Origin of the sequence: Citrobacter sp. wls619 (assembly GCF_005281345.1) — a bacterium.
Lineage (GTDB): Bacteria > Pseudomonadota > Gammaproteobacteria > Enterobacterales > Enterobacteriaceae > Citrobacter.
Genome location: NZ_SZXJ01000083.1, coordinates 34,086 through 46,857, shown reverse-complemented (window position 1 = coordinate 46,857; position 12,772 = coordinate 34,086). Strand labels below are relative to the sequence as shown.

General features: G+C 47.8%; 10 protein-coding genes. All 10 read right to left on the bottom strand.

The features are described from left to right. Position 1: 1 nt before the first annotated feature. A complete protein-coding gene (locus FDX19_RS16635) occupies positions 2-1,213 on the bottom strand; it encodes a glycosyltransferase family 4 protein (RefSeq protein WP_137383566.1) in 1,212 nt (403 codons plus the stop codon). 14 nt (positions 1,214-1,227) lie between these two features. Further along, entirely contained in the window at positions 1,228-2,217 is a 990-nt protein-coding gene (locus tag FDX19_RS16630) for a glycosyltransferase family 2 protein (RefSeq protein WP_137383565.1), read from the bottom strand. Further along, positions 2,207-3,592: a capsular biosynthesis protein gene (locus FDX19_RS16625; protein ID WP_137383564.1), complete on the bottom strand. Its 1,386-nt coding sequence runs from the start codon at positions 3,590-3,592 to the stop codon at positions 2,207-2,209. Before FDX19_RS16625 ends, FDX19_RS16630 begins: the two co-directional genes overlap by 11 nt. Next, positions 3,589-4,800 carry a lipopolysaccharide biosynthesis protein gene (locus FDX19_RS16620; RefSeq protein ID WP_137383563.1) on the bottom strand — a complete coding sequence of 404 codons (1,212 nt, stop codon included), beginning with the start codon at positions 4,798-4,800 and terminating at the stop codon, positions 3,589-3,591. Before FDX19_RS16620 ends, FDX19_RS16625 begins: the two co-directional genes overlap by 4 nt. Then, positions 4,797-6,914 carry a polysaccharide biosynthesis tyrosine autokinase gene (locus tag FDX19_RS16615; RefSeq protein WP_137383562.1) on the bottom strand — a complete coding sequence of 706 codons (2,118 nt, stop codon included), beginning with the start codon at positions 6,912-6,914 and terminating at the stop codon, positions 4,797-4,799. The genes FDX19_RS16620 and FDX19_RS16615 overlap by 4 nt, the downstream gene beginning before the upstream one ends. A gap of 2 nt (positions 6,915-6,916) precedes the next feature. Beyond that, a complete protein-coding gene (locus tag FDX19_RS16610) occupies positions 6,917-7,474 on the bottom strand; it encodes a polysaccharide biosynthesis/export family protein (protein WP_137383561.1) in 558 nt (185 codons plus the stop codon). Position 7,475: 1 nt separating this feature from the next. Next, entirely contained in the window at positions 7,476-8,762 is a 1,287-nt protein-coding gene (locus FDX19_RS16605; protein WP_137383560.1) for an outer membrane beta-barrel protein, read from the bottom strand. Next, entirely contained in the window at positions 8,752-10,167 is a 1,416-nt protein-coding gene (locus FDX19_RS16600; RefSeq protein WP_137383559.1) for an undecaprenyl-phosphate glucose phosphotransferase, read from the bottom strand. The genes FDX19_RS16605 and FDX19_RS16600 overlap by 11 nt, the downstream gene beginning before the upstream one ends. A 451-nt stretch (positions 10,168-10,618) precedes the next feature. Beyond that, positions 10,619-12,031 carry a sensor histidine kinase gene (locus FDX19_RS16595; RefSeq protein WP_137383558.1) on the bottom strand — a complete coding sequence of 471 codons (1,413 nt, stop codon included), beginning with the start codon at positions 12,029-12,031 and terminating at the stop codon, positions 10,619-10,621. After that, complete coding sequence (gene tctD, locus FDX19_RS16590; RefSeq protein WP_137383557.1) at positions 12,018-12,692, bottom strand: transcriptional regulator TctD; 675 nt, start codon at positions 12,690-12,692, stop codon at positions 12,018-12,020. The genes FDX19_RS16595 and tctD overlap by 14 nt, the downstream gene beginning before the upstream one ends. Positions 12,693-12,772: the final 80 nt, after the last annotated feature.

The window sequence follows — 12,772 nt, the reverse complement described above, 5'->3', positions numbered from 1 at the left end:
TCTATGGCCTGCTCAGAAGTTCTTTATATAGCGCCTGTAAGGTATCCATATGTTTGCTAAGCGCATATTTTTCACTCAGGCGCGCGCGACCCCGTAAGCCCATGACGCGTGCTTTATCCGGGTCATCAACCAGAGTATCCATCGCCTTCGCCAGTTCCTGCGCATTACCCGGCTCAAATAAAAGCCCTTCAATACCGTCACGTATTTGTTCGGGGATCCCACCAATGCGCGACCCGATCACCGGTTTCGCGAAAGACATCGCCTCCAGCACCGCCATTGAGCAGTTTTCATAACATTCAGAGGGGAGGATAACCACGCGGGCATGCTTAATGAGCGTATTGAGGGCATCCCCTTGTTGTACATAACCTAAAAACTCAGCTTCCGGGTATTTCGCCACTAACTCGTCATGCAACGGACCGTGCCCCACTATTTTCAGCGGAGCCGGGTTACGCATTTTCTGATGAGCGGCCAGCAACGTTGCCACCCCCTTTTCACGGCTCAGGCGGCCGAAGTACAGTATATAACCGTCATCGACGACCTCATCGAGGGGCTGGCTATCATCAACACCATTGACGATCACATCGATTCGCGATTTCGGCAACGTTCGGAGTAACACGCCGCGTAAAAAGACGCTGGGTGAAACAATCACATCCAGAGCCTGATAATTTTGGGCAATGTATTGCCAGGTCGCTTCTAACGAGAGCAGCAAACTTTTCGAGGCAGAGCCTTCCTGACAGCGATAGCGGAAGGCGTTGAAAACGGTACCGGTGATACAGGCATCACACACCTTCCCATCACGTAACATGGAGTATGCAGGACAGACAATCTTATAGTCGTGCGCCGTCAGCACCGTTTTACAGCCAAAATTACGCGCCACTTTAATTAACGCCGGCGTCAACTGATGGTAAATATTATGAAAGTGAACGATATCGGGGCGTTCTTTTTGTAAAAGCGCCAGCATTTTTTTGCAGGCCTGGGTGTTATGAATAAAGTTAACCGCGGTTTTGATACCCCCCAACAGATTACTCTCTTGATGGTAATCGACATTGCTGACGAAATAATCCGCATAATCAGAGGGGAAATTTTTCTCATGCTGCATGGAAAAATCAATGACCTGGACACCAGCCTGTTTCAGCATGTCGCGTTCTTGAAAATAAACCGTTTCCGCGCCGCCTTTGATGAAAAAAAACTTGTTAACTAATAATACTTTCATGGCGCCTGCCCCGGTTATTCATGAATGATTTTACTGTTGGGCGGAGTCAGCGGATCGCGTACCGGGTAAAAAATACCTTTGATCAGCCCCGCTGAGCGTACGATTAAATTAATAACGCTTTGCAGCCCATCTGTTAACGAGCGATTTTGCACAATCTTCAACAAGGCAAATGCCAGTAATGGGAGAAGCGCAACGGCAAACACGTTGATATTAAAGGTGAGCAGCGCAACAAATAAGAGAATAAGGTAGAGCGCAAATACCGCCTCATTCTTCACGATGTTGAATGACTGGGAAAACCAGGGTTTCCCCCAACTACAACGCAAAAGCTCACCCGGAGCCTGGTAATAACCGCTGGACCAGCGGCGCGCCAGCATCTTAAACGTCGGCAGCGTATGTGAGGTATGGCTGAAGTAAGGAATATCCAGACGCCGCAGTTTATAGCCCGCTTCGATTAAACGCAGACCCAGCTCAGCCTCTTCATACGCGTGCAAATTACGGTTGGTCAGATAACCAATTTTTTCAATTGCCGACCGACGATACAGTCCACCGCCCCCCAGATGATCGCTATCGCCAAGAGGATAGATTTTATTGATCCGCTGCTTACGAGACTTAAATTCATAGTTAACGGCATCATCCATTTCGACGGTACCGGCCACCCCGGCATAGTCCGGTTCCGCCTGCAAAAAGGCGACAGCCTGGTCAATGAAGCCCTCTTCCAGCTCCATATCTCCATCCATCAGTAATAAATATTCCCCTTCGCTGTATAGATAGCCCAACTGATGGCCCACCCCACAACAGCGATCGCCTGGATCGGTGAGTGACACTACCGTGACGCCCTTATTGGCAGCCAACTGCTGGGTGTTATCTGTCGACAAACTGTCAGCCACAATAATTTTATGCGGGTACCCGACCAACTGACGCCGAATGCTGTCGATCGTTTTCTCAATACCTTTAGATTCGTTGAGTGTCTTAATACTCACTGAAATAAATGGTTTATTGTCCATACCATCCCCCTGCACTGCGCAGTACGGTTCGACGAATCACTAAGCTCGCCCCCAGCGATAAATAGAACAGGAACTGTAACATCGGCGTAATCATCAATATCTGGCTGTAAGGTAAACTGATTAAACAACTGATAGCGAAAGCGTTAAACGCTGGCGCAAAGCTCAGTAACTGCAGATCCTGTTTATCCAACTGTTCCAGCATCAATACTGGTTTTGGCTGGCATACTTTCAGAATATAAATAAACAAGCCAATAAACAGCAGCGTGCCAATAATGCCAACTTCCCACAGCAGCATACTCAGAGCAGTCGAGTCTAAAATCAGGTTATAGATAATGTTCAAAAACCCAGGGGAGACCGTACTACCACTGTTTGTAGCATTAAGCCCATAGCCAAATAATGTGCCCGACAGTCCCCAAAGATCGTTATTTTTTAACCAGAACAGAAACGTTGTGAAACGCCCCAACTCTCCGGTCGACATGATGTAGTTCGGATCAAAGATATAGCTCAATGAATCAATAAAAATGCTTAATGAGCCTTTCGTCGGATCGCTGCCAAAAGCGGAAGAGTAGTACCAGGCCAGTATCATAATCGACAGGCCGATGAGCACCAGCATTCCTGCCACAATGACGAATAACGTCTTCAGGTTTACCTTACTGACATCTTTAACATAGCTCGGCGATATCCACACCCATGCCAGAAATATCGGTGACAGCAGGATGACAAACTTGACCTCACCAATGATGCATAACCCTATTCCAAGGATGATATGCAGCGCTGCGGATTTAAACGTCGTAAGCCCGTGCTTATATTCAGAGAGTTTCAGCAACATAATTAACAGGCAAAATAACCCCATCGCCGCCGTATTGCCGCCACCCATCGGGTCTCCGCCGAATGTGCCTACCACGGAGTCCCATTTTTCATCTTCCCCGCGCACAGCCACACGCTGAGGAACAACCAGCAAAACCTGATAAATCATCACCGGGATTTGCGCATAGAACACCCAGTACAGATAGCGTGTCGCCCGATATATCTGCGATTCACGGCAAAAACCCAACAGCAAACAAACCATCACCAGCGATAACGCGATTTCATTTTTGAAGGCCACAATTGCCACGGTGACCCCGCCCTGAATCAGGGTCGATGTTCCCGCCAGCACCAGAAAGGAAAAATACAGCGCAAGGATAATGGTTTCCTGTGCATCCAGACGCAACGCCCCGTCTCGCGTCTGCATCACCAGTAATCCCACCATCAGTAATGTCAGGAAAAACGGGATCCACAACACGGATTGCATGCCGGTGAAATACTGCACCAGACCACACAGGATCAGCGTTATAAAGGTGTAGACCTGTAAATAATTTCCGGTATTCAGTGTCATGGCGTCACCGGCTTGTGTTTCAGGAGATTGGCCCGCTTGTTCATTTTCAGGTAAATGAACGCATAGCGAATAAATGTCAGTGAAGAGAACAATATTACTGATGCCGCGTAATCAGGGTAAAAATAGGGAACGACCACAAACGCCAGTAGCACAATCGCCAACTGTTCAAGTTGGATACGCAGAAAATAGCGGTGCGAGCCAAAAATAAGCTCAATCACCGTTAAAGGACTTATCGCCAGCGCCGGGAACAAATAGGGCAGCATGTAGCGCGACGTCTCAATGGAGTTAATCCAGTCTTCGCTAAAACCCAGCCGCATCACAATAGGATAGAAAATAAAGACGCCTAAGGTACAGACAACCCCCAGCACTAACAGCAGCATACGCACCTTCGTATACTCCTGATAATTGAAGGTGTTATTTCTGAAGTCGATGGACCATTTAGAAAAAATGGTATTGCGTACCGCGTTGCCGATAATCACTACCGGTGCCAGACAGAACCGGCTTACAACGGAAAAATACCCCGCCGTCAGCGCCGAAAACCAGAAGTTAATCAGCATAATAGGCAAGTTACTGCTCGCCATTGCCAGCACCTCAGCACTACCGACTTTAGTGATATGATGAATATTCTGTTTAAAAAATCGCAAATTACTTGCCGGACGCAAATGCTGCGACGTCACCGAGCGAATATCAAACGAATGTAAAATACAGCTGGTGGTCAGCACTATCATGGCGCAGGCCCAGGACCAGTAAAATGTCTGTACCTGGTGCGTGAGCAGTACCGAGAGCACCACCACCACAGAGACAGAAATACGCTGAAAGATCAGAAAATAAAAGTTGGCTGTCCGCAGCGATAAGTTTTCCGATATTAACGCCCACGCCGTTGAAAGCGTCAGCAAATAGAGAAACAGTATGTTCTGGTGAAACAACCACGCGGTCAGGACGGCATACGGTAAGGCAATGAGCGCGCTTTGCAGTAAACAGAACACCACATTTTGCGCCAGCTCGTCATCCTGCTGTTTGGGAATCAACAGCTGGGAGGCAAAGGTACACACCTGTGCCCCCACCACCGCGATACTGTAGTTGAGCGCATACAGCCCAACCTCTGCCATATCGTACTTATGTGAGATCAACCAGATAGACAGCGCACCAATCAGCTGCGAAACAACTGATGAACTGGCTATCGTAGAAGCGCTCTTCAGTAAACTCATACACGACCTGGCGTAGTCATCAGTTGGTCAGTATTGAAGTTCAATGAGCGCAACCCTTCCTGCGTTTCAAGGTTTTTTTCCTCGACCGCATTCAACACCGCGCCAATCACCACGCCCTGATTATCCTCAATCTTATCCAGTGCGCTGGCGATATTCTCCGCAGAACCGGTCCCGGCTTTCACGATAAAGATAACCCCATCAACGGCTCGTTTGATCAGTTGGATATCCTGACTTTGATTCACCGCCGCAACGTCAATAATAATGCGTTGATACTGCGACTTCAGTTCGCACATCACGGGTTCAACATGCTCTGACGACAGCATCAGTAACGAGGAAATGGTCGTCTTACCGTGGGGGATAAAATCAAGATTTTCAGCGATCTTAATCCGTGCTTTTTCTAGCGGAGCCTCACCCCGCAACAGCTCCGCCACACCCGCAGACGTCGCCGATGCCAGTTCAGAAGACAGGCCGTTGGTATTGAAGAAATCAGCATCAATAAGCAACGTTTTCTGATCGAAGCTGAATGAGCTGGCCAACAGATTCGCCAACAGGGAACGCCCTTCACCCTGCTCCGCCGAAGCAATAGCGATCGTCTGTAGCGGCCGATTATCCAGCATAATTCGGGTACGAATACCGTGGATGATATCGGCATTCAGCGGGTTCTTCAGTATCATATCCCGCACCTGTGCGCGTCCCGAAGTACCAGTAAATCGACGAATTTCGCCCAATGGCTCGACATTGAGACGTTTCTTCAGACGGCTCAGGGTGCTGATTGAATTATCCATTGCCGCTTTGACGATGAAATACATGATGCTGAATACCACAACCAGCATCACCACCATCACGAGCAGCAGCGATTTATTCGGCTTAGACGGCTTTAACGGAGGAACGGCTGGATCATATAGCACCGCATCCGCATTAACCCCGGACAGCGACAATTCCTGAGTCCGCTGATACAGCGTCTTATACAGATCTTCCATTTTATCTAACGCCAATTTTTGGCTGTTATAGGCATCCCGTTTTGATGCCATCTTCTGGAAGATCTCTTTTTGCTCAGCAACCTGCTGCTGGTAATTCTTTTCGTCGGCCAGCGCGGCCAAATACTGCTGACGTAAGCCAAGTTTTAGCTCACCCAGTACCCGACCCGTTTGATTTTGGATTGATTGCACATCGGCTTCTGCTTTTAAAATATTGGCACTTTTAGGCCCATACACTTTGCGCAGTTCCGACAACGTGCGCTGCGCCTGGATCAGCGCAATGCGTAAATCCTGAATCTGAGCATGGTCAGAAACTGATGGCAGCGAAATAATATCGCCTGAAGATTTCCCTCGGCTATTGACTTCATTGTAAACAGACTCCGCGGCGACACGGCGTTGGGTCGCATCGGCAAGACGGTTGGTCACAATGCTTAACTGCTCTGTTTCAAAGCCATCAATACCGCGGAAGGTCAGCAGCCCAGAGTTTTTCAGGTAGCTATCCATTTCCTCTTTTTGTTTCGCTATCGATTGCTGAATCTCTTCCATTTTTTCAAAGTTGAGATTGCGAGCCTGCTCTGCTTTCAGACGCTTTTGTTCTACCGTGTAGTTGATAAAAGCCTGAGCGACGCCATTGGCTATCTCAGCGGAAAGTTGAGGCGAAGAAGACTCGTAAGAAATAGAGGCCAGATTGGTGGTACGGATACCGATGACCTTCAGGTCTTTCGACAATGTTTTCAGCGCCTGATCAACCCTCAGTTGCTGATCTTCACTGCCAGAGCCGGGCTTCACCCCGGTAAAATCCGGGTTTTCATCCAGCTTCAGATCGCGGACCGCCTGCTCGAGGATAATGCGCGACTGCATCAGCGCATATTGCGTTTCGTAGTAACCACTCCGCGTTGAATCAAAACCATCCACTTGGGGAAACGGCGAAACGTTATCGGCTTGTGCCTTAATCAGCACCGTCGCCGTCGAGACATATTTTGATGACATCATGCTGATCAAGGGATACGCCACAACCCCGGCAATAATGCCGGCCAGCGCGATTTTCCAGGCGTTCTTTTTCAGTTCTTTGGCAAAGCGGGAGAAATCGACGGAGTTTTCTCGTTGCTTGCCGTTTTCCACTATAGATAGTTTCATCGTTAGAAGAACCCCATGCCAATAATCACGACATCCCCAGGACGAACAGAGTGCGTTAAATCAACATTCTCAAGTAGCTGATTGCTACCGGAGAGGCGAATGTTGATATCTTTGCGATCTGCACGGTCAGTAAATCCCCCCGCCTGAGCAATCGCTTTCTCTACGGTAAGTCCCGGCTCCCAGGCGAATCCATTCGGGCTTTTCACTTCCCCTGACACGTAGAACTTGCGGAACTCGGCAAGACTCACGGTCACCATGGGATTAACCATATACCCATTGCGCAAGCGTTGAGTTAATTCACTATTCACCTGTTCTGGTGTTTTATCTTTTAAACCCAGCACCCCGATATAAGGGAAGTTTATTGTTCCACTCTTATCCACGATAAATTTCATCGTCATTTCGGGTTCCCCGTAAACAACGATATTGACAGTATCCCCCGCCCCAATTCGGTAATCCTCTGCCACCGCAGCAGGATCGTCCATTAATGGTGGCCTGGACGTTGTGCATCCGACCAACAGGATACTGAATAGGAAAAACGCGCACAGTTCTATTATTTTCATTTTAGATCTGAACCTTAGCTTTAAGCATAATCATAGAATTATCATAACCCAACGTTCTAATGACTTTCTTACTGTCGTCGGGACCGATATAAAACGAATCAGTATCCTTATTCGAATTCAAGGTATCTAATTGATATTTAATCTCAAAGTTGACAGACGGCGTGTAGTCATAGCTCATGGTTACGCTAAATACACCATTTTTATCATGTCGATCCTTGTTCTGTTTTTTATAGTCTTCCGTGGTGTATGAGTAGTCCAGCAAAGTAGAAAAACGATTACCCAGCCAGAAATGCTGATAAGAAATCCCATACTCAGTCACTAAGATATACCCCCCAACTTCCGAGGGGTCTTTAATACTTTGAGCAGAGTGGGCGGTGAAGACTGACTGATTTAACGGCTTCCACTCCCCCTTTATATCCCAGTTTAGACCATTAAAATCACTCGAGTTTGCGGCATTTTCAAATGTTTTGTACAGCCATGAAATATTCATGTCGACGTTGGTTTTCCCCGTCAACTGCGATTTCAGACCGTAAAGCAAATAGTATTCATTACTGTCTTTTTCTGAGTTGTTATCATAGTGACGCTGGTTCGTAATAAAGCTATAGCGAAAGCGCGTTCTGGATGTGTATTGGTCAAAAACTTCAGCCACCAGACTATTTTCATGCCATTCCTGCTGCTGAATATAATTGTAAAAATCCGGACTGGTATCCTGCACATCCGAGGTATTCCCGAACGTCAGTTTTTTATATAACAGCGCCAGTTCCGCTTTACCGCGTCCATCTGGTGCGCCATAGCTATAGCGCAACTCACTGTTGATAAAATTATTCGTCAGAGGAGAGTTAATTCCATACTGACGGAACTGGCTCGGCAAAAAGCCCTCTGTGATATCGCGGCCGCGGGATTCATGCCCGATAGAATCTTCCAGATTCAGGGTTAAGCCATGCATTTGCCCATAACGCCAGGCACCGTTAAAACGGAAAAAATGGTCGTTATAGTTATCGGCAGAATCGCTTGAGTAGTTACGATAATCGCCTGAATACATTAGCAAATACTTATCCTGGCCGCGCTCACCGATCATACTAAACACCGGCGCTGCGCTCTGGAAAGCTGACCCTATCGCATCGCGGTTATGGGGCTGATAAGTCACGTTATCATCATAACCGTAATCCACAGCAACTTTGCCCTGGAAGTCGATCCCCGCAAAGCCAATGTGTGATTTCGGCGTTAAATCAGCCCATGCGGACTGCGATATCACGATTCCGGTAATAACTATTAATTTAGTATGCATTCTTACCGACAAATCCTTTGAAAATAGTTTTAATAATAATTTTTATATCCAGCCATAACGACCAGTTTTGAATATATTCAATATCATACTGAACGCGCTTTTCCATCTTATAAAGTGCATCGATTTCCCCACGGAAACCGTTAATCTGCGCAAGCCCGGTGATCCCCGGCTTAACTTTATGGCGGATCATGTAGTTTTCGACCTGTTTGCGGTACTGTTCATTATGCGTAACCGCATGAGGTCTGGGACCGACAATAGACATACTTCCCTGCAACACATTAATGAATTGCGGGAGTTCATCCAGAGAGGTGCGTCGCAAGAAACTACCAAATTTTGTCACACGTGGATCATTCTTGGTGGCCTGGATAACCGTATCGGAATTCTCCATAACTCGCATCGAGCGAAACTTCCATACCTTAATTTTTTGTCCACTCAGGCCGTATCGATCTTGTTTGAAAAACACCGGGCCACGAGAGGTAAGTTTAATACCAATGGCAATCGCTAACATCAGTGAGGAGATCATCACCATAATGATGCTACCGAGAATCAGGTCTTCCGCACGTTTAATAAATGAACCGGCCCCTTCAAACGGTGAGCTAAAGATGCCAATGGTTTGCAGATTGTGGATCGAGCGCAGCTTGGACATATTGTTACTGTAGGTATAAAAATCAGGAACAATATAGGTATCTACCGTGGTATCTGACATCATGGCCAAAAAGTGACGAATACGATGTAATGCCACCATCGGCAATGCGATATAGATCTCGTCGATATTCCCTTGCTTAGCCTCTTCAACCAGATTAATGACCGGGCCGCGAAAGGGACTTTTTATCTTATCCACGATATCACCACAGCGGGACAACGCGCGTTCGTCATAAAAAGCCAAATCTAATTTGATATTGGAGTATTCAGCTATCAACGCATTTTCTGCTGCCACACCGTTGTCGGTCAGACCAATAATCGCCACACGAATGTTTTTTTTCGTTGAATATTTAAAAATAAAAAAACGAATAAAATAAAGAAAAGGTAAAGGAATGAAATACCAGTAAACAATAGGGGATAAAAAAGACGGTGTCAGACTTGTCAGGTATCCAAGTGACTCCGGTTCGGCCACCGTCATGCTGATCACTTCGTTGAACGAGATTGCCAACAGTGTACAAAAAAGCAGCCGTTTTTGGTTGCGTATGCCGATGGTTTTTATCTTCTGCTGATACATTTTTGTGTATTCAGCAAGCAGCAGGAAAAACACTGAGAAGAGGATGCTCAGAATGACAATGGTCTTAAACGGCACCATATCTAACAGATGGGCGCTAAAAATTAACGTAATATTAATTACAATAAAATCGACCAGTTTCAAAAAGACTGGATATCCTTGACTGCTAATCTTTAGCGAATTTTTAAGCATATCTCAGCCCATTATTTATTGATATTTAATTGTTTTTTTCTCTTTTCATGTTGCTAATTATATCACAAGTCTAAAAAACGCAATGGTACATTGTCAGTAAATGTAAAAAATAATGTTGATTAGTGTGACTATCACCCACTTGTCACTTATATGATAATGATTTTATTCATTAATTTGTGAGCAAGCATTTTGTCGTCACCACCAAAAAAGATGATAATTTACAACACAACCGTTATTGACAGATAACAATTCGTAGACTATGAAAAGCCGTTATATGTATGATGAATAACATAAAATCGTTTCTCTTTTTCCCCTAAATAGCCGCTAAAATTAATTAACTGCGGCGCCATACAAATAAAACCAATAAATCACATGCCGTTATTATTAATAATGTTCTGCTTTCTTATTTGGAATTTTCTTAAGAATAATCTGCACCCGGGAAATAAAGATATCAGATAGTGATGCTTAAAAATCGTACCCGTACGCTCAGTCCCCCTAACGTATCGCTCCTCGACAACTGCGGGTGTGTGCGGTGTAGACGCGCAATATCGTTGACCAGAGCCAGGCCTATCCCTGCCCCCGGGACGTTGCCGACGTTATCCAGACGATGAAACGGCAGTAGCGCCTGATGTACCTGTTGCTCATCAATACCTGGCCCGCTATCTTCAACCACCAGCACCACGGCTTCCCCCTCGCGCATTAACCGCGCCGTCACCACGCCCTGCGCTGGCGTATATTTCAGCGCATTATCCAGCAGATTTCCGCACAGTTCACCGAGTAGCACCTCATCCCCTTCAATCCACAGCGCCTCCTGCTCCCCCTCATACCCCAGATCGATGGCTTTACTGCGCGCCTGCGCCAGACGGGTAAAACAGCTGGTTTGCACCACGTCATACAGATTAACGGGCGAAAAGTGCCTTTCCCCCTGCTCTTTACGCTTCACCGCTGAAAGCTGTAACAACCTTTCCGTCAACTGAATCGTGTTATCCAGCGTTGAACTCATCGCCTGTAAGCTCTCATACCATTGCTGCGGCTGCGGGCTCGCCAAAGCTACTGCCGCCTGCGTTTTTAGCACTGCCAGTGGTGTTTTGAGCTGATGGGAAGCATCTGCGCTGAAGCGCTCCTGGCGGGAGATAAGCCCTCGCAGTCGGTCGATATAGCGGTTGAACGCGACAATCAGCAGACGGGTTTCCGACCACGGCAGTAACTCCGGCAGTGGCGTCAGCAGCCCTGGTTCGCGACGAACCATTAGCGATGACAACTGACGCATGGGGCGTAATACCCGACGTAGCAGCCAACCGACCAGCACCAGCGTCAGGAGAACTAATAGACCTTGTGACACCCATGAGGAAAACAGCAGTTGCCGCGCCAGATAACGACGTGATTGCAGCGTTTCGGCGACATAAATTTCGGCCATGCCGACAATCCCGCCCTCATTGACCGGCTGGAGCAGGCGTGCCACGCGGATCGCTTCACCGCGATATTCCGTATGATAAAACCACGCTAACGCCGGATACAGCCGGGTACGCGAGGTCGCGGGTGGCATGGCCGGTAAATCGTCATACCCCGAGATAACCTTCCCCGCCGGATCGACCACTTTGTAATACAGTCGGTCGTTCATGTTCAGTTCAAAGCTGTCCAGTACCACCCACGGCACGTTGACTTCCAGGTGTTTATTACGCACCACCAGCCGCTCAGAAACCGTTCTGGCCGATGAGAGCAGCGTCCGGTCATACGCCTGCGTCGCGGCCTGTAACGCGCTAACGTAGCTGTTAAACGCCGAGAGTCCCCACAGCAACAACAGCGGTAGCCCCAGAAACATCAGCAATTGCAGGTACAACGACTGGGGCTTAACCCACCTCATCACAGCGCTCCAGCACATAACCCAGGCCACGCAGCGTGGCGATACGCACGTCGCTCCCTTGCAGTTTCTTCCGCAACCGATGGATATACAGCTCAATACTCTCGGGGCTGACCTCATCGTTCAAACTGAACACCTGCTCAAACAACTGTTGGCGTGAAACCGGGCGCAGTCGACGGTACATCAGTACCGTCAGCAGGGCCTGCTCACGCGGTGTCAGCGCCAGCGGTTGTCCTTGCAACAGAAAGTAACCTTCATCGTGAAACGCCAATTCTCCCAGTTGCTGTATCCCTTGCACCTGGCCTGCGCTACGCCGCAGCAAGGCCCGCAGCCGGGCATCAAGCTCTTCAAGTTCAAACGGCTTAGCCAGATAATCATCAGCCCCTACATTCAGCCCCTTCACCCGATCGGCTACCGCGCTGCGCGCCGTCAGCAACAAAACCGGCAGCGTCTGCCCGCGTTTGCGCAGGCGCTGGACGACTTCCAGACCATCCAACCCCGGCATGTTGATATCCAGTACCGCCAGCGCGTACGTTTCACTGTGTAAAAGATGATCGGCCGACTGGCCGTCGAACACGCAGTCAACGGCAAAGCCGTTTTGTACCAGCGCTTTCTCCAGCCAGTGAGCTAACTCACGGTTATCTTCCGCTAATAAGAGACGCATATCACATCCTGTAAAGTTTCTGCCGCATTGAAAGGGAATTGAAAGGTTAATGTTTTAACAATCACGCAACCGAACTGCTA